Annotated in this window: 17 protein-coding genes and 2 pseudogenes; 10 read left to right on the top strand and 9 right to left on the bottom strand. The window is 63.6% G+C overall.

Features of this window, described 5'->3' with window-relative positions:
* Window positions 1–742: 742 nt before the first annotated feature.
* Window positions 743–841: pseudogene (locus tag JQ587_RS37240) on the top strand (PEPxxWA-CTERM sorting domain-containing protein); the annotation flags it as partial.
* A 199-nt stretch (window positions 842–1,040) separates the two neighbouring features.
* A complete protein-coding gene (locus tag JQ587_RS35160; RefSeq protein ID WP_212428415.1) occupies window positions 1,041–1,760 on the top strand; it encodes a laminin B domain-containing protein in 720 nt (239 codons plus the stop codon).
* A gap of 107 nt (window positions 1,761–1,867) precedes the next feature.
* Here JQ587_RS35160 and JQ587_RS35165 read toward each other — a convergent pair whose 3' ends face one another.
* Complete coding sequence (locus JQ587_RS35165; RefSeq protein ID WP_212428416.1) at window positions 1,868–3,133, bottom strand: lipoprotein-releasing ABC transporter permease subunit; 1,266 nt, start codon at window positions 3,131–3,133, stop codon at window positions 1,868–1,870.
* 160 nt (window positions 3,134–3,293) lie between these two features.
* Between JQ587_RS35165 and JQ587_RS35170 the strand changes: the two genes are divergently transcribed.
* Window positions 3,294–4,916, top strand: a complete 1,623-nt coding sequence (locus JQ587_RS35170; RefSeq protein ID WP_212428417.1) for an ABC-F family ATP-binding cassette domain-containing protein — start codon at window positions 3,294–3,296, stop codon at window positions 4,914–4,916.
* A gap of 46 nt (window positions 4,917–4,962) precedes the next feature.
* On the opposite strand, the gene JQ587_RS35175 is transcribed toward JQ587_RS35170, so the two are convergent.
* Window positions 4,963–7,179 carry an alkaline phosphatase family protein gene (locus tag JQ587_RS35175; protein WP_349629556.1) on the bottom strand — a complete coding sequence of 739 codons (2,217 nt, stop codon included), beginning with the start codon at window positions 7,177–7,179 and terminating at the stop codon, window positions 4,963–4,965.
* Between the two features lie 254 nt (window positions 7,180–7,433).
* Between JQ587_RS35175 and JQ587_RS35180 the strand changes: the two genes are divergently transcribed.
* Window positions 7,434–8,309 (top strand): MBL fold metallo-hydrolase, encoded by an 876-nt coding sequence (locus JQ587_RS35180; protein WP_212428418.1) that lies wholly within the window; start codon window positions 7,434–7,436, stop codon window positions 8,307–8,309.
* 20 nt (window positions 8,310–8,329) lie between these two features.
* Here the strand turns inward: JQ587_RS35180 and JQ587_RS35185 are convergent, their stop codons facing one another.
* From JQ587_RS35185 to JQ587_RS35200, 4 genes are all read right to left on the bottom strand, one after another.
* Entirely contained in the window at window positions 8,330–9,382 is a 1,053-nt protein-coding gene (locus JQ587_RS35185; protein WP_249148749.1) for a type II asparaginase, read from the bottom strand.
* A 350-nt stretch (window positions 9,383–9,732) separates the two neighbouring features.
* Window positions 9,733–9,981, bottom strand: coding sequence for a hypothetical protein (locus tag JQ587_RS35190; RefSeq protein ID WP_148753029.1), 249 nt, complete (start codon window positions 9,979–9,981; stop codon window positions 9,733–9,735).
* Window positions 9,982–10,065: 84 nt separating this feature from the next.
* A complete protein-coding gene (locus JQ587_RS35195) occupies window positions 10,066–10,965 on the bottom strand; it encodes a dienelactone hydrolase family protein (RefSeq protein ID WP_212428420.1) in 900 nt (299 codons plus the stop codon).
* Between the two features lie 5 nt (window positions 10,966–10,970).
* Complete coding sequence (locus JQ587_RS35200; protein ID WP_212299551.1) at window positions 10,971–11,933, bottom strand: alpha/beta hydrolase; 963 nt, start codon at window positions 11,931–11,933, stop codon at window positions 10,971–10,973.
* Between the two features lie 125 nt (window positions 11,934–12,058).
* On the opposite strand from JQ587_RS35200, the pseudogene JQ587_RS35205 reads away from it, so the two are divergent.
* The 3 genes and pseudogenes from JQ587_RS35205 (at window position 12,059) to JQ587_RS35215 (ending at window position 15,127) form a co-directional block, all read left to right on the top strand.
* A pseudogene (locus JQ587_RS35205) lies at window positions 12,059–12,516 on the top strand (nitroreductase).
* Between the two features lie 267 nt (window positions 12,517–12,783).
* The gene (locus JQ587_RS35210) at window positions 12,784–14,799 is read left to right on the top strand and encodes an FIST N-terminal domain-containing protein (RefSeq protein WP_212428421.1); all 2,016 of its coding nucleotides are present in this window, start codon (window positions 12,784–12,786) and stop codon (window positions 14,797–14,799) included.
* A 124-nt stretch (window positions 14,800–14,923) separates the two neighbouring features.
* Window positions 14,924–15,127 carry a hypothetical protein gene (locus JQ587_RS35215; RefSeq protein ID WP_212299553.1) on the top strand — a complete coding sequence of 68 codons (204 nt, stop codon included), beginning with the start codon at window positions 14,924–14,926 and terminating at the stop codon, window positions 15,125–15,127.
* Between the two features lie 31 nt (window positions 15,128–15,158).
* On the opposite strand, the gene JQ587_RS35220 is transcribed toward JQ587_RS35215, so the two are convergent.
* The 3 genes from JQ587_RS35220 to JQ587_RS35230 are packed head-to-tail and all read right to left on the bottom strand — an operon-like array spanning window position 15,159 to window position 17,743.
* Window positions 15,159–16,271 carry an HD-GYP domain-containing protein gene (locus tag JQ587_RS35220; RefSeq protein ID WP_212428422.1) on the bottom strand — a complete coding sequence of 371 codons (1,113 nt, stop codon included), beginning with the start codon at window positions 16,269–16,271 and terminating at the stop codon, window positions 15,159–15,161.
* 57 nt (window positions 16,272–16,328) lie between these two features.
* Entirely contained in the window at window positions 16,329–16,640 is a 312-nt protein-coding gene (locus JQ587_RS35225; RefSeq protein WP_212299555.1) for a PilZ domain-containing protein, read from the bottom strand.
* Window positions 16,637–17,743 carry a DUF2336 domain-containing protein gene (locus JQ587_RS35230; RefSeq protein WP_212299556.1) on the bottom strand — a complete coding sequence of 369 codons (1,107 nt, stop codon included), beginning with the start codon at window positions 17,741–17,743 and terminating at the stop codon, window positions 16,637–16,639. The genes JQ587_RS35225 and JQ587_RS35230 overlap by 4 nt, the downstream gene beginning before the upstream one ends.
* Before the next feature lie 299 nt (window positions 17,744–18,042).
* On the opposite strand from JQ587_RS35230, the gene JQ587_RS35235 reads away from it, so the two are divergent.
* The 3 genes from JQ587_RS35235 to JQ587_RS35245 all read left to right on the top strand — a co-directional run bounded on the left by JQ587_RS35235 (window position 18,043) and on the right by JQ587_RS35245 (window position 23,059).
* Window positions 18,043–18,990 carry an AraC family transcriptional regulator gene (locus JQ587_RS35235; protein WP_212428423.1) on the top strand — a complete coding sequence of 316 codons (948 nt, stop codon included), beginning with the start codon at window positions 18,043–18,045 and terminating at the stop codon, window positions 18,988–18,990.
* Window positions 18,991–19,041: 51 nt separating this feature from the next.
* The gene (locus JQ587_RS35240) at window positions 19,042–19,632 is read left to right on the top strand and encodes an NADPH-dependent FMN reductase (RefSeq protein ID WP_212428424.1); all 591 of its coding nucleotides are present in this window, start codon (window positions 19,042–19,044) and stop codon (window positions 19,630–19,632) included.
* Window positions 19,633–19,846: 214 nt separating this feature from the next.
* On the top strand, window positions 19,847–23,059 hold the full coding sequence (locus JQ587_RS35245) for an autotransporter outer membrane beta-barrel domain-containing protein (RefSeq protein ID WP_212428425.1): 3,213 nt from the start codon (window positions 19,847–19,849) through the stop codon (window positions 23,057–23,059).
* Window positions 23,060–23,074: the final 15 nt, after the last annotated feature.

Raw genomic sequence — 23,074 nt, forward strand, 5'->3', positions numbered from 1 at the left:
CCGACGTTGAAGTTCCATTCGACACCTCCGGGCTCTACGAACCTACTACAGGTGTCCACTCATTCGGAGGAGGTTCATAACTTCTGGCGCAGGATTCAACGGCATCACCGGCTGTTGCATCGGCGAAACCTGGAGTGCGATCTCAAGCCAATTCGGAACGACGTCCGTATCCGGGACGTCAGCGAACGGAGGATCCGGGCAAGCTGCTTTTACCGCGAGCACCTCTCCCTCAGCCCTGGCCACTCTCAGTTTGCAGGCCGGACCCACGAACGCTCCCTCTAGTGGCTACATGGGAGGAGCTGCGAGCGGGGCCGTCACTTACTACTTCGAAGTTCTGAGCTCTCAAAACCGAAACGTCACCCTGGATGTCAGCGCGGCGGGCCGGATCTCGGCCTCAGGCACTCTGCTGAACATCAGAGACGACTCCGCAATTTCCATGCTGCTCATTGACCGCGGATACGCGACGCAGGCTGTCGGCTCCGGTCTTCGACTCGGGCTCAATCAAACAGTGGATTGTTGCGGGGCGCCGCTTCACTCGGCAACCTGGTCCGAAACCGACAAACTTTTTACGGTCTCAACCAACGAGATCTATACGGTGACCTTGTACACCTATCTGTTTGCGAATGTTTACTTTGGCAAAAGCGCCTCGATATCGTCGTTCGTTGATCCGACATTCGCGATCAATCCTGCGACGTTCGACCCCGGTGAGCTGAACCTGATTTTCAGCCCCAATATCGGAGCCGTTCCTGAACCGGCGACATGGGCCATGATGATCCTCGGCTTCGCGGGTGTCGGCTTCATGGCATCTCGACGTCCCAAGAGGGCGATGCTCGCAGCCTGACGGTTTGCAGGTCTCGATATCGAACGATCCCTCGAACGAAGGACGCGCGCTTTCACCGCATCGGTTATGGAATCATCGGGCAGGCCCGTTCCGGCGTTGCACGAATTGATTCCCCGACCGGCGCTGGCATCGGGCCGACCCAATCGAAAATTCAGCCATAGCGCTCGTTCGGGCGCGGCGCATCTTTTGGGGTACAGGAATGGCGAGCTTGAGAACGGCTGCCGCTACGGCTTTTGCTGTGGCGATCTCGGTCAATACCGCGTCTGCGATCACGGTTTCGGAAAACTTCGACAACACGGCCAACGGTGTCAACGGCTGGATCGCGGCGGACGCGAATTCCTCGTTGGGTCTCTCTCCGTTCAATTCGCTGGTGTACAACGCGACAGGCGGCATTGGAAACAGCGGGTACATCTCCACCATCGATCCGAGTGCCGGAACGACAGTCTTCGTGGCTCCCAAATCCTTTGCCTCGAACATGACCTCCTATTTGGGCGGCACGCTCAGCTTTTCGCTGTTCGACGCCCAGCGAGCGGATATCAACTCGCCTGTCGTCATCGTCTATGGCGCCAATGGCAAGACGATCAGCTTCGCGCTTGGAGACCTGCCGAAGCCCGGAACGACTTTCACGCCCTACAGCATTGCGTTGAATGCGCGCGGATGGACGTTCTACAACGGCACTGATGTTAACGGAACGGTGCCGGTCAGCGCTGCCGATTTCGCTGGTATCCTTGCCGACGCGACCTTGACCATCCAGGCCGATTGGCACACCGGCGATGACAACACCGGATTGGACAGGGTCTCGCTCACATCGGCGGTTTCGGCCGTGCCTGAGGCCTCGACGTGGACGATGATGATCCTCGGCTTTTTCGGCACGGGGTTCATGGCCTACCGCAGGAAGAGTGCGCTGCGCTGGCTTTGACGGCACGACGGGGAAAGTTCGGCGAGGCCGCCCCTGAGCGGCCTTTTGCTTGGTGGGGCTCGCGCTTAACCGTGGCCACCATTCGCCGCTGCAGATCACTACCGCGACTAGCCTCCCTGACGCAGAGCCTCGACAGGATCGAGCCGCGCGGCGCGCCATGATGGGTAGAGCGTCGCGATGAACGACAGCGTCAGTGCCATGGTGACGACCGCCGCGGTTTCCAAGTAGTCGACGTCCGCCGGCAGCTTGGACAGAAAATAGAGTTTTGGCGGGAACAGGTCGGTGCGCGTCAACCAGGACATGAATTGTCGGATCTGTTCGATATTGACGCAGACGAGGAGCCCGACGACGAAGCCGACAAGCGTTCCCGCCACGCCGATTGCAGCGCCGGTGATCATGAACGTTCGCATGATCGCCCCCCGCGAGGCGCCCATGGTCCTGAGGATCGCGATGTCGCTGCCCTTGTCCTTCACCAGCATGATCAGGCCGGACACGATGTTCAGCGCGGCCACCAGCACGATCAGGCTCAGGATGAGAAACATCACATTGCGCTCGACCTCGAGGGCGCCAAAGAAGGTCGCATTGCGCTGCCGCCAGTCGACCAGGAAGATCGGCCGGCCAGCGGCTTCCGCGACCGTCTTGCGAAACAGGTCGATGCGATCGGGATTGGCCGTGAACACCTCGATTGCCGTGACGTCCTGATTGCGGTTGAAGAACGCCTGCGCCTCCGTGATCGGCATGAAGATGACGCCCGCGTCATATTCGGACATCCCGATCTCGAACACGGCTGCGACCTGATATTTCTTGACGCGCGGCATCATGCCCATGGGCGTCACTGCGCCGCGCTGCGCAACGAGCGTGAGACTGTCACCGGCGTGGACCGAGAGTTGATCGGCGAGGACCTGGCCGATGGCGACGCCCTGGCCGTCGTCAAAATGTTCGAGTGATCCCTGCTTGATGCTGCCAGCGATCGAGGGAAGCGCATCGAGATCGGCAGCCCGAATGCCGCGCACCAGGACGCCGAAGGCGTTTGACGACGAGGCAAGGGCCGGACCGTCAACGACCGGTACCGCCAGACGAACGCCCTCTACCTGGCTGATGCGCTCAGTGACATCCTTCCAGTCCGTCAACGGCGTTTCCAGCGGCTGCGCCACGATATGCCCGTTGAACCCGAGAATCTTGCCGAGCAGTTCTGTGCGAAAGCCGTTCATCACCGCCATGACGATGATCAGCGTTGCGACCCCGAGCATGATGCCCAGAAACGAAAACCCGGCGATGACCGAGACAAACCCTTCCTTGCGGCGGGCCCGCAGATAGCGTGCGGAGAGCATCCACTCGAAGGGGGCAAAGGGGCCGGCTTTTGCGGAATCCATCGCTATCTCGTCCGTCATCCGATCAGATCGTCATTCTCCCCTGATGTGGCCGGATTGGCTACGGTGGCATGCCGGGGGCGAAATCCGTACCCCGCCGGGCTTTCCCTTGGGGCCGGTATGGCCTATTACGCTGCAACGCAAAATTCCCCAAAAAGACCCCATGATCCGCCTCGACAACGTCAGCAAGCAAGCCGGCCACCAGATCCTGTTCATCGAAGCCTCCGCCGCCCTCAACAAGGGCGAGAAGATCGGCCTCGTCGGCCCGAACGGCGCCGGAAAGACCACCCTGTTCCGGATGATCGCCGGCGAGGAAATGCCCGACGAAGGGCAGGTCTCGACCGATCGCGGCATCACCATCGGCTATTTCAACCAGGACGTCGGCGAGATGTCCGGCCGCAGTGCCGTGGCCGAGGTGATGAATGGCGCGGGTCCTGTCAGCGAGGTCGCGGCCGAGCTGCGCCAGCTCGAGGCTGACATGGCCGACCCCGACAAGGCCGGCCAGATGGACGAGATCATCGCCCGCTATGGCGAGGTGCAGCACGCCTTCGAGGAGCTCGACGGCTATGCGCTCGACGGCCGTGCGCGCGAAGCTCTCTCCGGCCTCGGTTTCAGCCAGGAGATGATGGACGGCGACGTCGGCAAGCTCTCGGGCGGCTGGAAGATGCGCGTGGCGCTGGCGCGCATTCTGCTGATGCGCCCCGACGTCATGCTGCTCGACGAGCCGAGCAACCATCTCGATCTCGAGAGCCTGATCTGGCTGGAGAAGTTCCTGCACGATTACGAAGGCACGCTCTTGATGACCTCGCATGACCGCGAGTTCATCAACCGCGTGATCTCGAAAGTGGTCGAGATCGATTCCGGCTCGCTCACCACCTATACCGGCGATTACGAGTTCTACGAGCAGCAGCGTGCGCTGAACGAGAAGCAGCAACAGGCGCAGTTCGAGCGCCAGCAGGCGATGCTCGCCAAGGAGATCAAGTTCATCGAGCGCTTCAAGGCGCGCGCCTCGCATGCGGCCCAGGTGCAGAGCCGGGTGAAGAAGCTCGACAAGATCGAGCGCGTCGAGCCGCCACGCCGCCGCCAGAGCATTGCCTTCGACTTCCCGCCGGCTCCGCGCTCGGGCGAGGACGTCGTGGCGCTGAAGAACGTTTACAAGGGCTATGGCGCCAAGCGGATCTATGACGGGCTGGATTTCATGATCCGCCGCAGGGAACGCTGGTGCGTGATGGGCGTCAACGGCGCCGGCAAGTCGACGCTGCTCAAGCTCGTCGCGGGTGCGAGCGAGCCGGACGAGGGGACTGTCGCGCTCGGCGGCAGCGTCAAGATGGGCTATTTCGCCCAGCACGCGATGGACCTGCTCGACGGCGAGCGCACCGTGTTCCAGTCGCTGGAAGATCAGTTTCCGACCGCGGGGCAGGGTAGCTTGCGCGCGCTCGCCGGCTGCTTCGGCTTCTCCGGCGACGATGTCGAGAAGCGCTGCCGCGTGCTCTCAGGCGGCGAGAAGGCGCGCCTCGTGATGGCAAAAATGCTGTTCGATCCGCCGAATTTCCTGGTGCTGGACGAACCGACCAACCATCTCGATCTCGCCACCAAGGAAATGCTGATCACGGCGCTGGCGGATTTCGAGGGCACCATGCTGTTCGTCTCGCATGACCGCCACTTCCTCAGCGTCCTGTCGAATCGCGTGCTCGAGCTGACGCCGGATGGCATCCACCAATATGGCGGCGGCTACACGGAGTACGTCGAGCGGACCGGGCAGGAAGCGCCGGGGTTGCGGAGCTAGCCGGGACGGGCGCCGATCGGCGCCCATCCGTTGTCGTCGTCAATCCCTACCGCAAAATCTCGTTCAGCACTTCACCATCGACCCCGTGCGGCCTGACGCCCAGGATCTGCATGATGGTTGGAGCGACGTCGAAATTGTGCATGCTGCGGATGGTCGTGTTGTCGCGGATCTGCGGACCGGAGGCGATGAAGGTCGCGCTCATCACCGGCAGCTTGGGATCGTGGCCGTGGGCCCCATAGAAGTTGGGCATCGACAGTATGGTCGTGGCTGCGCTGAACGGCGCATCGCCAAGGCGGGCGACGCCGGGGTTTTGGATGCCGTCGAAATTGTAGCCCGGCGCCATCAGCGCGAACACATCGCCAAAGTCCTGGCCGATGGTCTTGCTGGTGCACTGCCCGAGGCCGGCCTCGCATTGCGCCGGACGGGTCTCGACCACAGTGAAAATCTTGCCGTTGTCGAGCGAACCATTGAACTTCGGGTTCGGGTCGACAGCGTTCTGTACGGCGGCGGTGATCTGCGCCAGCAGCGCCTGATAGGTCGCGGGATCTACGGTGCCGCCTTGTTCGCGCTGCTGCAAGTTGATGTAGATGTTGGCCGCGGGACCTGAGGTGCGGATCGCGATCTTGGTGGTGTCGATGCCGGCATTCTTCAGGATGTTGGTCATGCTGACCGAGGTGTGAAACGGCGCAAAGCCGTGGTCGGAGACGACGATGACGTTGCTGTCCGGGCCGGCCGCGTCCATGATCCGCTTCACCGCCTTGTCCGCGGTCTGATAGGCGAAGCGGATATAGGAGGCGTAGCGCGCGACCTTGACGGGATCCTGGTTGGCGCCGATTGAGTTCGGGTCCTTCGGGTTGGTGCCCTGGCGGGGATCGGTCAGCAGGAACTGGTGCTCGGAGCCGTCGGGCTGCTCGATATAGACCATCACGAGATCGGCATCGGGATGGTTCTTGATCGCGCGCTCGCCGATCTCGGCCTGATAACGCACGAAGGTCTTCACCATGTCCTCGAACATCGCCTCGATCTCGACGTCGGGAAAGTTGGTGAAGCCCGGGCTCAGGCGCTCCGGAATACGAAAATCAGCCTGCGGACGCCAGAAGCCGATGCTGGTGTTGATGTCGTCGACATCGGCCAGCACCGGCGCATTGCGCGGAATGAAGTTGGCGCCGTAGCGGGCGAAGCGCACCACCGAGAGATCGGACGCGAGCTGCGAGACGAAATAGGCCGCGCCGACCTTGGCGCCGCTCCCGTCGAAGAAGAACGGCGAATTCTCGCCGCCGAACTCGACGTAGGCCGGACCAGTCGCCGGCGGGGCGAATGGTCCCGTCGTGATGCCGCGCGTAGCGTCGAAGAACACCAGCGTGTCGTAATTCACGACGTTGTCATTCGTGGTGTCGAGCGCTGCAACGCGGATGGCGTATTTGAGGTCGAGCGTTGCCGCGCTGGTGCAGGTTGCGGTCGAGGCCGACGCGCAGGAGAACGTCTCGATCGGATTTGCGGTCGTCAGCACCGGGCTGAACGAGAAACGGCCGGCTGCCTGCAGCGCCGCGGCCACCGCCGCATCTGGGGCGAAGTCGGTCCGGGTGAGCGAGAAGCCCTGGGCGCCGAGGCCGCCGAAGGCGCCGAACGGCACGGTATAGTCCGTGACGCGGGTCGGCTGGGCCGGCTGCACGACGGTGCCGTTGATGGAGATGTCGGCGCCGTCGCCGCCCGGCCAGGTCGCGGTGACGACCTTCTTGCCCTGCTGGCGCAGTTGCACCCAAAGCGGCGAGGCCGTCGGTCGCGGCGAGGGCCCGAGCGGGCTCTCGCGATAGCCGCCGATCGGCGCTGCGAAGCCACTCAGGCTCGAAGTGCTCGGCCCGACGATGGCCTGGAAAGTGTTCGAGGGGATGTCGTTGTGGACGGCGGTCGATCCGGTTGCGATCTCGATATGCGAGACAGCGGTGAGCGACGGCGAGGCCGTGATGTTCTGTATCGCAATCGCGCCATGGCGGCTCAGACGCGCCAACCCGCCATCGCGCGGCAACACGCCTTCCGCGATGAACTGCTGGATGAAATCGGGCTTTGCCCCGTCGAGCGAAATGAGGACCACGGGCGGCGAACGATGTCCGTGATGTCCGCCGCGATCGTGGTCACGAAAATTGTCCGATCCGCGATCGCGGCCGTTGCCGTCCTCATCGGCGTAGACGGGCATGGCCGTGCCGGTCAGCGATGCTGCGAGCGAGAGCGACGATATCAGGGTGAAAAGCCTTTTCTTGTCCACGTGCTGCCCCGTGATTTTTGCTGCGCAATCTGCGCGCGCTTCATCTGGAATGACACGTGGAGTATCGAGTGCGGCTGACGACGCGCGTGTGACGCTTGAGCGACGCGTCCGCGTCGCCGGGTGATCGTTGTCGCGGGAGTCCAACTCAATCTCTGTCGTATGAGTAACGGGAACTCAGCAATGCAGTCCTGCGCTCACGCGCCTTGAACGCCGCGAAGGCGTTCGTTACGCTTGAGAAAAATCGGGAGGGGCGCATGAAGCAGCTTCGGATCGGCGACATCACCATCGACGCGGTGATCGAGCGGGAAGGGCCTTGGCGGCGGCCGCAAGATTTTTTCCCGACTTATGACGACGGCGTGTTCAAGCGCCATCTCCCCACGATGGAGCCGGAGACATTCGATGTCGCGCGCGGCATGATGGTCATCACCTATCAGACGTTTGTCGTGCGCACGCCGCGCTACACCATTCTGGTCGACACCTGCACCGGCGAGGACAAGGGCCATCCGCCGCCGTTCGATTTCCCCGGCAAGGAGCGCTGGCGCAACGAATTGTTCGCGCTCGGAATCGGCTTCGAGCAGATCGACTATGTCTTCTGCACGCATTTGCACATCGACCACACCGGCTGGAACACCACCCTGCGCGATGGCCGCTGGGTGCCGACCTTCCCGAATGCGAAATATGTCTTTCACAAAGGCGAGTACGCGGCCTGGGAAGCCGAGCATGCCAAGGGCCACAATCCGCCCGGCACGGTCTTTCGTGACAATTGCCTGCCGATCGTCGAGGCGGGGCAGGCGCTGCTGGTCGACGACGACTATGCGCTGGACGACACCGTGACGCTGACGCCGACGCCGGGGCATTCGCCGTGTCATTGTTGCGTGAACATTCTCTCGAAGGGCCAGCGTGCTGTGGTCGCGGGCGACCTCATGCATCACCAGATCCAGTGCCGCGAGCCGGACTGGTCGGCCAGGCCCGATTGGGATGCGAAACAGTCGGCGGTGTCGCGGCGGAAGTTCTTCGCTTCCGTCGCCGACACCGACACGCTGATCCTGCCGATCCATTTTCCGGCGCCGACGGTCGGCCTGATCAAGCCGCTCGGCGCCGCCTTTGATTACCGCTTCAAGCGGGAATAGAGCCCCGCACGTCGGATGCTCTAATAGGTATAGAACATCCGCTGGATCTCCTTGCTGTCGCTCGTCTTGGTCAGCGCTAGCATCAGCAAGATGCGCGCCTTCTGCGGATTGAGCGTATCCGAGACGATGAAATCGTGTTCGTCGTCCTTGGCTTCGCCATTGCGAGCGACGATGCCATTGCCGACCCGGCTGCTGCGAACGATCGCGACACCTTTCTTGTGGGCCTCGTCGAGAGCCGGCTCAACCGCGGGCCGGGCCAGGCTGCCGTCACCCACGCCAGCATGCACGATCCCCTTGGCGCCGGCGGCGACAAAAGCGTCGATCGCGACCCGGTTCATGTTGGCGTAGCCGTAGACGATATCGACTTGTGGCAGGGTATCGAGATTGGAAACGTCAAACTCGGAATCCACCGTGTGCCGGCGCGTCGATTGGCGATAGAAGTACGGCTTGTTGCCCTGCATGTAGCCGAGAAAGCCAAGCTCAGGCGTGCGGAAGGTGTCGGCCGTCGAGGTATTGTTCTTGGTGACGTCGCGCGCCGCGTTGATCTGATCGTTGAGAGCAACGAGCACGCCCTTGCCGACGGCTTCTTCACTGCCGGCGAGGATCACGGCATTGAAGAGGTTGATCGGCCCATCCGCGCTGATCGCCGTCGACGGCCGCATTGCGCCGACGATGACGACAGGCTTCTTGCTCTTGACGACCAGGTTCAGGAAATAGCTGGTTTCCTCGATCGTGTCGGTCCCGTGCGTGATCACGATCCCGTCCACGTCGTCCTGCGCGAGGAGCGTGTTGACGCGCTTTGCGAGCTTCAGCCAGTAGTCATTGTTCATGTTCTCGCTGGCGATCTGGAAAACCTGCTCGCCCTTGACGTTGGCGACCGTTTTCAGCTCGGGGACGGCGTTCAGGAGGGTCTCGATGCCCACCGTGGCTGCAGTGTAGCCGACCACGGTGGTGCTGCTCGCCCCGCTGCCGGCGATCGTTCCGCCGGTTGCGAGAACCATGACGTTGGGCAGGCCGACGCCCCTCGCGTTTGCGACGTCAAGACTGATGAGCAGTGCAAAAAGCAAGCTCATTGTCGCCAATATCTGATTACGCACTCGAAGTTGCCACATCTTGACGTTCCCTTTCCTGGAAAGCCCTGTCGATGCGCCCCGTTTCGCTCAGCACTCCATGATCCGTCAGCCGACGGTTTCTGTCTAGGGTTGTGATGTTCAGGGATGATTTCGTTTGGGCGCGCGGGGAGGCGGCGAAAGGACTGTCTTCACCTCGCCCCGCTTGCGGGGAGAGATCGAATTTGCGCGTCGCGCAAATTCGGGTGAGGGAGACTCTCCTCGAAGTCCAGCTTGCACCGTGATCGCGGAAGCGGCCCCTCACCCCGACCCTCTCCCCGCACGCGGGGCGAGGGGGTAGATCGCGTAGCGCCTTACGCGCCCATCTCGCATTTCTTCATGAAGCTGTTCTTGGCGGCGCCGGCGAGCGGCTTGCCGTCGGAGCCGACGGCCTTGGGTGCGCAGGCGTCTTCCTTGCACTTCTTCATGAACGAGGTCTTGGCCGCTCCGGCGAGCGCCTTGCCGTCCTTGCCGACCGCCTTGCTCTCGCAGGTGTCGTCGGCAAGCGCCGAGCCCGCCGCAAAGGTGGCAACGATCGCAGCCAGGAATATTCGCTTCATCATGGGTGTCTCCCTAAACCAAAAGATGGCGCTGCGAATTGGAGCCCGGAATCGTGGCGCAATCAAGCAGCGGCGTCCGCGTGCGGCTCATTTTTTCCAGCGGGCGACGATGGCGATGGCCTTGACGAGGGCGTCGTCCAAGGCCGCCTGATTCCCGGGCGCGGATTGGCGGCGGGATGAGGGCTCGTCGAAATCATGGGTGGCGCCGGGATAGACGATGACGTCGATCGGGCTGCCCGCCTGGCGCGAGCGGTCGGCGACGTGCTGGCAGGTCGCCGGCCAGACCTCCTCGTCGTCGGCGCCGAGGAACACCGCGATCGGCGCCCTGGTCGAAATGGTCGAGGTGAGCAGTGCGGTCTGTCCGCAGCCGGGATAGAACACGAGGGCGCCGCGATAGCCCGCTTGGTTGCCTTGCTGGTTGGCTTGCCGGATCATGACGTTCAGTGCGGTGCTTCCGCCGTTGGACCAGCCCTGGAGATAGATCTGATCGGCAACGACGTCGCCGCGGCCGCGCAGGTAAGCGAGCGCACCTTCGGCGTCGAGCGGCCGCACATTGGTCTCGTTGACGTCCGCGCGGTCGGGATCGCCATGGGTGAAGCGGCCAAAGCCATAGGCCTTTCCACGCGGACCAAAACTGTCCGGCAGCAGCGCGAGGTAGCCGTGCGCCGACCAATATTCGCCCCACATCGTATGGCGCTTCGACAAGGTGCTCGCATTGCAGGGTGAGGCGGTGCCGGCGCCGACGAAGCTGCAATCTTCGTTGTCATTGCTGGAATAGGGTCCGCCGCGCCCGTGCAGCATGACGATGGCGGGCCAGGGGCCGGGCGTGGTCGGCTGGAACACATAGCCCGTGAGTGCCGTAAGGCCATCGGCGCTGTGGAAATAGACGGTCTGTGGCGCGGCCGAGACGGCAGTGACCGAGAGCAGCGCGGCGACAAGGCTGACAAGGACGCCGATGAGGGGATGCGGTAATTCAGTTCGGCCCAACGTGATCAGACCCCGCGCGCCAGCAACGCGCTGAAATCGGCGCGTGCACGCTGCGCCTCCATGCGGGCGACCTCGGAGGCGTCGCCGATGCCGAAATAGCCATGGATCAGCCCGGCGCCCTCGTGATGCTTCACCCGCACGCCTGCCATCTCCAGCGCTTTCGCGTAGGCTGCGCCCTCATCGCGCAGCGGATCGAACCACGCGGTGGTCACGACCGCAGGCGCGAGGCCTGCGAGCGAGGTGGCGCGCAGCGGCGAGACCCGCCAGTCGGTGGCGTGATTGACCTCGGCGAGATAATGACCGGCGAACCATTCCATGACGGCACGCGACAGGAAGTAGCCTTCGGCGTTCTCGGCGCGTGACGGAAACCGCGCGTTCTCGCGCGCGTCGGCATAGAAACCCACTGCGTCGGTCACGGGATAGACCAGCAGCTGCGCCGCGAGCTTGATGCCGGCATCGCGGCAGGCGATTGCGGTTGTGGCCGCGAGATTGCCGCCGGCGCTGTCGCCGGCAACGCCGAGACGCCTGGCATCACCGCCAAATTCCGCGACACGGTTGAACACGTCGCTGGCCGCGGCGAAGGCGTCCTCGAACGCGCCGGGAAAGCGCACCTCCGGCGGACGCCGGTAGTCGACGGATACGACGACCGCGCCGGTCTCGATGGCGAGATTGCGCGCCTGCCGGTCGTGGGTATCGAGGTCGCCCGCGACCCAGCCGCCACCGTGGAAGAACACGACGGTGGGCGCCGGCCCGCTGCCAGCCCGATAGACCCGCGCATCAAGCGGACCGGCGCCGCCTTTCACCTTGATATCGTGCACGGCATCGACGGGCGGCGGCGGCACCGCCGCGCGCGCGGCAGCGAGTGCGCGCAAGGAATCGCGGGCGCTCTGTGGCGTCATTGTCGCGGGATCGCGCAGCGGCAGCAGCGGAATGATCTGGGCGATGACGGGATCGAGCGGCGCGGGCATTTGCAGGTCCTCACGGGGTTCTTGGTCTTGCTTGGCCGTTAGCATAGATTTTGCGCACCGCATCGGCAACCGCCGCACGCTGCAATTGCGCGGCCGGCGGAAGACCGGGCAGGGAGGTCCTTGAGGTGGAATTCAAAACGCTGGTCCAGTCGCGCCGCAGCGCGCGCGGTTTCAGGAACAAGCGGTGCGGTGATCGAAGCGTTCATCAAGAGCGCCAAACGTGCGCCCTCGTCGATGAACACCCAGCCTTGGTATGTCCACGTGCTCACCGGGAGTCCGCTGGAAGAGGTGCGCCGCCGTAACATGGAAGGAGATGGTGGGCGGCGGTCGTCATTTCGATCTCGGCGCGCTCTGCTACGGCATCGTGCTCGCGGCCTGGCACCGCGGTCTCGGCTCTGTCGTCAACGGGCAGGGGATCATGCGCTCCGACATCGTGCGCGAGGTCGCACGGATTCCGGAAGGCGAAGTCATCATGACCTGCGTTGCGATGGGTTATCCCGACGACGGCTTCGCCGCGAACGCCGTGCGTTCCGACCGCGAGGAAAATGGCGATTTCGTGCGCTTCGTCGGCTTCGCCGAATAGGGCGTGCGGGCGCGCGAATATCGGAGGGGCGGGATGCCGCTGCTTGTTTCGGCGGCGCCCCGTATCGCTGCCGAGAATATTTGATCTAGATCAAATGCGCCGACGCGATTGGTATCATGAGCCCGCGATGCGATGCGGTGCCGTAGTCATACGGTGTCAATCAGCTGCATGAGCGCCGCTACGTCGCGTGGTTCCTAACCGGATGGCAATTTCGAATCCGTAGTTCATTGCGTTGAGACGTTTCACGCGCCGAACAAGGATATTGCCATGCTCTCGTTGTTTTCCCAGGCTCGTCATAAGCAGCCCGCCCCATCGATCGTTCCGGAAGCTCATGATGACGCGCCGGCTTTCCGTGAAGCCTGTGCGGTCAGGGTGTTGGAAAGCGACGATAGGCTGCAAAATATTTCCGAGGCTGACTTCGTTGTAGAGTGTGCGCGCGCGCCGCTCGCCATCGCGTTCATCTCCCCGCACTGCGATTTTGCGCGTGTGGTGTCGTCATTACAGCGGCTGGCGGGTGCGACGCCGGTGATCGCGATGTCGAGCGCCGGCGAGCTGTGCTCGGCGGGCCCGTCGCTCTACAAGCCGACAGGGGCGAGCTGGTCGTCCGTCGTCGTGCAGGTCTTCCCGGCGGATCTGATTCAGTCCGTCAGCATCCACAGTGTGGGTCTGCACAATGATGACATCCGCAAGGGAGAGCCTTCCAAGGCACACGATGCGCGCATCGAGGCGATCGCGCGCGAGGTCGCGGCGATCAGGACGCCCTTCGCGGTCAACGTGCGCGATACGATCGCCTTCACGCTCGTGGACGGCGTGTCGGCGTCGGAGAACTATTTCATGGAGGCCGTTTACAGGAGCGGCAAGTTTCCATGCGCTTTCGTCGGCGGCTCCGCCGGCGGCAAACTCGATTTCAAGAACACCTATCTCTATGACGGCAGACGGATTCTGGAAAATCATGCCCTCATCGCTTTCCTGAAGCTCGCGCCCGGGCGGGCCTACAGCATCTTCAAGACGCAGAACTTCAAGAAGACCGGAAAATCCTTCGTCGTGATGGGCGCCGATCCCGATCGGCGTACGGCCTCGGGCGTCATGGAGGCCAATGAGATCAAGCCGTTCGCGTCCACCGTTGCGAAAGCGCTGAACACCACGCCGGCGAACCTGATGTCGATGATGACGAAGCATTCCTTCGGCATCGAGGTCGGCGGAGATCTGTTCGTCCGCTCGGTCGCAGGCATCGATCCGGCCAGCGGTGTCGTCTCCTTTTTCTGCGACGTCAATTCAGGCGACAGGCTGGAGCTGCTTGAGGCTACCGACTTCGTGGATCAGACGCGGCGCGATCTCGAATCCTTCCTGCGCGGCAAGCCCCCGGCGATCGGCGCGATCCTCAACGACTGCATCCTGCGCCGGCTGAACAACGAGACCCAGCTCCGTAACATGAGCAACATGTGGCCGATGCCGGTCGCGGGCTTTTCCACCTTCGGCGAACTATTCGGGATCAACATCAACCAGACCCTGACCGCGATCGTGTTCTTCGACGTCAGCGAAAAGCCGCTGGACGATCCGTTCATCGAGATGTTTCCGATCCACTACGCGCATTTCGTCGAATATTTCACGCGTACCCATCTCAATCGCATGGTGCTGCTGAACCGGATCAAGGACGGCATCGTCCAACGTCTGACGGAATATCTGAGCGCCAGCGCCACGTTGAGCGGAAAGGTCGAGGGCGCCCTGCAACAGACGGCTTCGATCAACACGATCGTGAAGGAGATTCGCTCGGTCATCCTGACCAGTGCGCAGTCGGCGGCGAAGGCGACCGACACCACGGCGCTGTCGCAGGAGTTCGCCGGCCTCAGTCAGGCGATGAACGGGCTACGGGATATCCTGAAGATCATCGATACGATCGCAGGCCAGACCAACCTGCTCGCGCTCAACGCGACCATCGAATCGGCGCGCGCCGGCGAGGCGGGACGGGGCTTCTCGGTGGTGGCAACTGAGGTGAAGAAGCTCGCGCAGGATACCAGAAGTAGTCTCACGCGGACCCACGCCTCGATCGGAGGCATGGAAACCTCCATCGAGTCGCTCGGAGCCAACATCAACGAGACCCGGGGCCAGTTGATCCAGACCCAGGACGGCTACAACAGCATCGTGACGCAGATCGAGGAGATGTTCAAGAATCTTCAGATGATCAACACCGTGTTGGCGGACCTCGAAGCCTTCGTCCGCGACCGCAATGGCGCATTGACCAGCGCCATGAACGACATCGAGACGCTCAAGCGGATCGGCTAGAGGGTAATACCGGACCGTTTTGCAAAATTCGGTGACGACGCTGCAGTTGGGTCTTGCAATCCTGTCGCGCTAGCAGGAACAATATGCCTCGCAAGAGGTTTGTTGCTGGCGCGAGGGAATTGACATGCGGCGGCTGGCTAGCCTGGTTCGATGGTTCTTCGGCCCGCGGATGCGGCGTCCGATCGATGATGATCCCAGCCTTCCTTTTACACCCGAAGAGTTCAGCAGGCTGATCCGCAGCGGTCGTCGCGAGGACATGAAGCTGCTCGCCGAAGGGCTGGCCTGTCGCTCGATACCGCGCCGCATCAAATACCGGGCCACGCACTAGGCTGGCTCTTGGCGTGAGTCCTGCCGCGTGCTCAGCGCGAGAGCGCGACCTCCTTAAAGGACGTGACGAGCGCCTTCTCCAGCTTTCCGGTCATCCCGCAGAGAATGTCATAGGCCTTGGCGCGCGGCATCGTCGGCTTGTAGTGCCGGTGCTCGATCAGCGCGGCGAATATGTCTGCGATCGTAAGAATGCGCACGATGTCGTTGATGCTCTCGCCAGCCAATGCATCGGGATACCCGCTGCCGTCGAGATATTCGTGGTGATGTCGGACGGCATCGAGGATCTCCGGTGAAATCCGGTCGTGGCCCTTCAGAAAGTCGTAGCCGGCGACGGGATGCGTCTCGACCAATGCGCGTTCCTCGGGATCGAGTCGGCCGGGCTTGTCGAGGATGGCGAGCGGGATCTGGGCCTTGCCGATGTCGTGGAACATGGCCGCCGTATAGAGGCGCTCCAGATCGGCTCGCCCGACGCCGAGGCTTAGGCCGAAGTCGATGGCGACGCCGGTCACCAGCAGGCAATGCTGATAGGTTCCCTCGTGATGGCGCCGCACCGTTGTGAGCCATTCCGACAGGCCATGCTGGGTGATGCGATCAGCGATCTGGCGGCCGGCTTCCCTGGTGCCATCGACATCGAGCGGCTGGCCGAGGGTGACGGATGTGAACATCGATGCAATCGCCGTTGCGGCGGTCTCGACGGCGTTGTCCGGCTGCGCCGGGCCGACGGACGCCGGCTCGGCTGGATCAGCCAGCGCCGCCAGCAGCCTGGTCTTGTTGATGGGGCCGGGGAGGACGAGCGTTGCGCCGAGCGCATAAGCTTGCGAGATGCTGACGTGGGTGGACTGCTCGACGAGAAAGATGCGCTTGGTGGCCTTTGCCAACCCGGCGGACCGCCTCTTGATGGCGGTGATGTTGTCGACGTCACGCAGCTCCGCGCGGATGACGATCGCGAAAGGCACTTGCGACAGCTTGGATGCCGCGTCGAGCCGTTCGCCCGCGACGGTGAAGCGCGGTTCAAGCAACGCGCAGATGCCCGACAGTTTAGCGGAGGAATCGGCCAGCACGTGCACGAAGAGGCGTTCCGATCGCGCGGATCGGATGCCGTCGTCACGTTTGACGGGGCCGCTGATGGATCTCGCGTTCCGCACGGCAGACCTGGGCCAATTGGAGTTGAGCAAGCTCGCTGATGCCTTGAGCCGAACGGCCTACTTGCTCTGCGCGGCGGCGTTCGCGGATTTCCTTTTGCCGTCCGCACTGATGAAGTGCACGCCGGCCGTGGTGCCGTCAATCCAGACCAGCTCGCAGCGCCGGTAGGCAAGACCCGTCGACGACAGCAACATGAAGAATTCCTTGGCCTGCAGAACGTCGAGAGTGCCTTCGACCTCGATCTTGGCGCCCGACTGCGAGACGTCGAGCAGGACGCAGCTGCGTCGCCAGGTACCGTCCGCGCCCATCAGGTTCACGGCCTGCTTGTGGTCCATCCGGACACGAAGCGCCTTCCGACCGTCCAACTTCATCGGCTCCCCCCCATTCTTGCGCCCCGGTGCCCCGGGTCGCTCTTGCCGGCGTTGGTTGCGATTTCTCCCCAGCGCACCGTCCACTGGCTGGTCGACAAGAGCAGCGTTTCGAAAATCAGCTGTGCGCGCTCGCGCTCGGCGAAGGAGAGCCGCGTGCCGCTGCGGTTGCTCAGGATCGCAAGCGTGGTCGTCCAGTTCAGGCGCGATGCCCGGCAGGCCATCACCAGGCCCTCGCAATCCTCGTCGATCATGACGTGCTCGACGATCTCGATCGGCGCCCCCGAGAGCACCGACAAGGCGGTGAACAGATTGGCGGTCTCGCCGCGGATGGCGAAGCGGTTCACCGTGGAATCGTTCAGCTTGCCAACGCGGTTGAGTGCCACGATCTCGGGTCTCGCATTCGCATAATCGGTCGAGGAGGGAAGCTTCTGCAGAGCCGGCGTCGCGTCCTGTGCGGGCGGAACGGAGGATGCGCTGGGCTTGGCCGGCACTGTCTTGCCTGACGGGGCAGAGAGCAACTTCCGCACGACTAGGTCGGGTATGCCGGGCCGGAGCACCAACGCCTTCGCAATCTCGCCGTCCTGGTCGGCCCCGGCGATCAGGGTGGCATACGCTGCCTCGGAGAACTTTGTCCCCGGGTTCTTGATCAGCGCAAGACAGATCTGGTCGCCGCGCTTGATCAGCGCCTCGGTCACATCAGGCTCGACGCAGTTGCGCGCCGCGATTGCGCGCTGATGCCGCTCGCTGCACGTGGTCGCGACCGTCACGAGATCGGTCGTGGAGAGTGCCTGCGATTTGAGCAGGACGGGACACGCCACGTCCGGGTCGTCGTGCATGGCAAGACGGCGCAATGTCTCGGGCGGGGCCACGGCAAGCGCGGCGAGCGCCGCGCCGAGCTGGACCAGGGCGCTGGCTGCCACCCGTTCCGTCAGGCGCAGCAAGACGCCGTCGACCGCGGCGGCAAGCAGTTCCAGGGGCCGGTCGCGGCTCGCCGTCAGCAGATTGACGATGCCGGAGAGAATGTGCGCGCAACGCTCCGGCGGGCACGCTGCGACCGCGTCTTCCAACTCGACAAGACTATCGGCAGGCGAATTTGCCATCATGGCAGGGGCCTGAACTGAAATAAATTTCGACTATCCAACGCCCCGCATTGCACCTCACAGTTGTTAATTTGGATTTTAAACTTACAGATCTAGGTATTGGGGCACCATCCGCGCGACTGGAAACGATATCGAAATTTGGCAGGACACGATCCGTTTGCTTGTCCTTTGGATTGAACCCTCGCTCAACTGGTTGAGCGGGCGAGGACGATTCTTTCGGACTCACGGGGCATTCGAAAGGGGAAAATCGGACCGGTGTCGTGCCGGATGCGCGTCGCTTGGCGACGCCTTTTCATTTTGTCATGACCAACATTGATAATGCGCCGGCGTTGGCGCCAAAGATATTTCGTTTTGCAGACGTCGACGAGTTTCGGAACGCGATCCGCGGCCTCAATTTCGATTTCACGCCGCTAGTACGAACGATTGCGACCGAGCAGATCATTCTGCAATTGCCTGGCTGCGACGTGAACATGACGCGGACGTTTCCGCGCGTGGTGGATGCGCAGCTGGTCGCGGATTGCACGGCCATCGGCTTTGCGATGGACGACCTCGACGTGCCCATCCGCTTCAACGGCGCGCAGCGGGATCGCGCGGTCATCGTCATCGGCTCCAGCGGGGCGGCCTACAACACCATCGAGGAGGTACAGCGGCAGATCGCATCGGTCATGTTCCGGCCGGAGGTGAAGGATCGTGGCTGGCCCGAGACGAGCGCCAGCTTCAAGATATTCGAGACCAGTCCGTTGGCGCTGCACAGCCTGCGGAACGTGGTCAGTGAAGTGCTGGCGGCGGCGTCTGAGCCGATCGATCCCGCCGAGGTGCCGCTGAAGGCGGCGGCGATGAAGGAGTCCTTGCTCGGTGCGGTCGATGCCGCGTTCGCCAATGTCGTGCCCGCGCGCTGGACGCTGCGGCCGAACGATGAACGCCAGTTCAAGCTGTTCCGGGACATCCGCGCGCTTCTGGCCGACGATCTCGCCCAGCCGATCTACAGCGAGGAGATTGCGCGTAAGCTGGGGCTGTCCGTCCGCACCCTGCACGATGTCGTGCGCCGCTACCGCGGCATGAGCCTGCACCGCTATTTGCGGCTGCGCCGGCTTTGGCTGGTGCGCCGGCGGCTGCTCGCCGGCGCCGACAGCGTGAAGGCCGTCGCGCTGGCCTTCGGCTTCTGGCATCTCAGCGATTTCTCCCGAAGCTATCGCGACCAGTTCGGCGAGACGCCGTCGGAAACCCTGGAGCGCGGACGCAGGCGATAGCACGGCAAAGCGATTGGGGTCGACCTCCGGTTTCGTGCTAGTCTGTGGTCCATGAGCAACCGCATCCTCGTCCTCTACGGTTCCTACCGTTCCGACCGCATGGGCATCCGCCTTGCAAATTTCGTCATCGATCGTCTGCGCAGTCGCGGCGAGGACGTCGAGTTCATCGACGCCAAGGCGATCGGCCTGCCGATGCTCGACCGCATGTACAAGGAATATCCCGGCGGGACCGCGCCGGCGGCGCTGGAGAATCTGGCAGGTCAGATCCGCGGCGCCGACGGCTTTGTCTTCGTCACTGGCGAGTATAATTGGGGCATCCAGCCCGGCCTGAAGAACCTCACCGACCACTTCCTGGAGGAATGGTTCTGGCGGCCGGCCGCGATCGTGAGCTATTCGGCCGGCCGTCTGTCCGGCGCGCGCGCCTCGACCGCCTGGCACGGCACGCTGTCGGAAATGGGCATGGTGGTGATCTCGAGCACCATCGGCGTCGGTCCGATTGCGCAGACGCTATCGGCCGAAAGCGAGCCGGTCGGCGAGGGCGGCAAGGCCCTGGAACGCGCGTTCCCGCGCTTCGCCGATGATCTCAGCTGGTGGATCGAGGCGGCCAAGGCGCAGCGTGCGCGCAAGGCGCCGCCTTATTGAGATAATCGGGTCACGCCGGCTTAACGCCCGGCGGTCGCACGCGAGTGTGTTCGTCAAAGCACAGCCGCGGCATGGAAGTGACGGTTCAACCGAACGGTTGATGTGCAAGCGAATGCCGCTCGCTACGCATTCCAATGCGGATTTTGGTCCGCCAGCGCAGGCTCGGCTGGCGATTTTGGCGCGAAGCGGGTCCACATGACATGCGGGACCCGACATGGCCGGCTCAAAGGTTGTCAACGACAGATCAAGCAAGCGCCGCATTGCCCTTCTGCTTGGGGGCACCGCGCTGGTCGCTGTCGCGACGTTCGGGCCGGCCGTTGCCGCCGACTCCACGTGGACAGGCACCGGCGGAGCGTCCTGGGGCGCGGGAGCAAACTGGGATACGAACCCAGCGGCGCCGACCACGGCTGACCGCGCGCTCTTGACCGGTGCGGGCGGTGGTAACCAGCCCACCGTGTTCGGCGGCAACAATTTCAGCGTTGGCGCCGGCGGCATGACAGGCGCAAACACCCTGACCATTCAGGCCGGCGGCACGCTCAACGTCGTGACGAGCGGCGGCCAGAGCGGGCTCTTCACCATGTCGGCCGGCACGTTGGCCGGCGGCGGCAATCTCAACGTCGATACGTTCACGATTGCGGGCGGCACGGCGACCGGGGTCACCATCACGGCGGGGACTGCGTTCAATCTGACAGGCGGTTCCGTCAGCGCCATACTTGCGGGAGCCGGCGCGCTCAATGCAAGCGGCGCGGTCACGCTCAGCGGGGTGAATAGCTATACCGGCGGGACGACGATTTCCGGCGGCCAGCTCACGCTTGGGAATGCCGGCGCGCTTGGCAACAGCTCGAATTCGCTCACCATGACTGGCGGCGTGCTCGATCTCGGCGGTTTCGTGGTGACGCAGAATGGCGGCCTGCTGCTCCAGGGCGGCACGGTTCAGGACGGTTCGCTCAATTCGTCGGCAAACTTTGCGCTCCAGAGCGGGACGGTGGACGCCTCACTCGCCGGCGCCAGCGCCGTCAGCAAGACGACGAGCGGTACGGTCATGCTCAACGCTGCGAACGGCTACACTGGCGGCACGACGATTTCCGGTGGCCAGCTCACGCTTGGGAATGCCGGCGCGCTTGGCAACAGCTCGAATTCGCTCACCATGACCGGCGGCGTGCTCGACCTCGGCGGTTTCGTGGTGACGCAGAATGGCGGCCTCCTGCTCCAGGGCGGCACGGTTCAGAACGGCACGCTCAGTTCGTCGGCAAGCTTTGCGCTCCAGAGCGGGACGGTGAACGCCTCGCTCTCCGGCGCCGGCGCGGTCAGCAAGACGACGAGCGGCACGGTCACGCTCACCGCCGCGAACGGCTACACCGGCGGCACGATGATCAGCGCTGGAGCAGTCAATGTACAGAACGGCGCGGCGCTCGGCAGTGGCGCAGTCGCGGTCGCCAGCGGCGCTGCGCTCGAGGTCCAGGGCGGCATCACGATCACCAACGCGCTGACGCTGAACGGAACGGGTGTGTCCGGCGGCGGTGCGCTACGCAACGTGTCCGGCGCGAACGCCTATGCGGGCGCAATCACGCTGGCGGCGAATACGCGCATGAATTCGGATGCCGGCACGCTCACCCTGAGCGGTGGCATCACCGGCGCCTTCGACCTGACGATTGGCGGGGCCGGCAATGGCGCCATCACGGGCACCATCGACGGCACCGTGACGTCGCTGACCAAGGACGGGACAGGGACCTTCACGCTCGCCGGCAACAATACCTATAGCGGTGCAACGGCCGTAAATGGCGGCACCCTCGCGGTGCAGGGTTCGCTCGCCTCGTCGGCTGTCGTGGTGAATGGCGGTGGGGTCCTGACGGGGACCGGCGTCGTCGGCGCCACGCAGATCAACGCAGGCGGTGCGCTTGCGGCGGGTGATGGCACGCCGGGCGCGTCGATGACGCTGTCGAGCCTCGCATTGCAAGCGGGCGCGCAGTATCTCGTGTCGATCAATCCGACGACGTCGAGCTTTGCCAACGTGACAGGCAGCGCGACGCTTGGCGGTGCAACTGTCGGCGCGACATTCGCGAGCGGCAGCTATGTCGAGAAGAGGTACACCATTCTCACTGCCGGCAGCATCACCGGCAGCTTCGATCCCACGACGGTGAGCACCAACCTGCCTTCGAACTTCAAGACGGTGCTGAGCTATGATGCGACCCACGCCTATCTCGATCTGTCGCTGGCTTTCGTCGCGCCTTCCGGCATTGGACTGTCCGTCAACCAGCAGAACGTCGCTAACGCAATCACCAACTATTTCGACACTAATGCAGCGATTCCGCTGGTGTTCGGCGGGCTGACCCCGGCCGGGCTGACGCAGCTCTCCGGCGAGATCGGCAGCGCGCCCCAGCAAGCGACATTCGACGCGATGGGGCAGTTCCTGGGCGTAATGACCGATCCGTTTATCGTTGGTCGAGGCGGTTTCGACGGCGGACCGAGTGCCTACGCCGGGGAGAACCTTGCCTTTGCCGCCACAGGGGCGGATCGCAGCGAGCGCGAACGCGATGCTTACGCCACCATGTACGCCAAGGCGCCGGTCGCGCCGTCCTTCGAGCAGCGCTGGAGTGTCTGGACGGCAGGTTTCGGCGGCTCGCAGAAGACCGATGGCAACACCATCATCGGCTCGAACAACACGACCAGTAATCTGTACGCCACCGCGGTCGGCGCGGATTACCGCATGTCGCGCGACACAATGGTCGGCTTCGCGCTTGCCGGCGGCGGCACCAGCTTCACGATCGCCGGCAATCTCGGCGGCGGCCGTTCTGACCTGTTTCAGGCCGGTGCTTACTTCCGGCACGCCATCGGACCAGCCTACGTCACCGGCGCACTCGCCTATGGCTGGCAGGACATCGTCACCGATCGCACCGTGACGGTCGCCGGCGCGGACCGCCTGCGCGCCGAGTTCAATGCCAACGCCTATTCCGGCCGCCTCGAAGGCGGCTACCGTGTCGTCGCGCAGGGCTTTGGTTGGACGCCTTACGCTGCCACGCAGTTCACCACCTTCGATCTGCCGGCTTATGCCGAGCAGGCGGTCGCTGGCAGCAACCAGTTCGCTCTGGCCTACAATTCGAAGAGTGTCACAGACACCCGCACCGAGCTCGGCTTGCTCGCCGACAAGGCGTTCGTTCAGACCGACGGCATCGTGAAGCTACGCAGTCGCGTGGCATGGGCGCACGACTTCAATCCCGGCCGTGCTGCCGGCGCGACCTTCCAGACGTTGCCCGGCGCGAGCTTCGTGGTGAACGGCGCGTCCGTGGCGTCCGACTCCGCGCTTTTGACCGGCGCCATCGAAAAGGTCTGGCGGAGCGGCTGGTCGGCAGCAGGGATATTCGAGGGGGAATTCTCCAACGCCACGCGTTCCTTTGCCGGCAAGGGCGTCGTGCGTTACGCGTGGTGAATCCCCATCTTCCGT

This window comes from Bradyrhizobium manausense (genome assembly GCF_018130615.1).
In the GTDB taxonomy this organism is placed as follows: Bacteria; Pseudomonadota; Alphaproteobacteria; order Rhizobiales; family Xanthobacteraceae; genus Bradyrhizobium; species Bradyrhizobium manausense_A.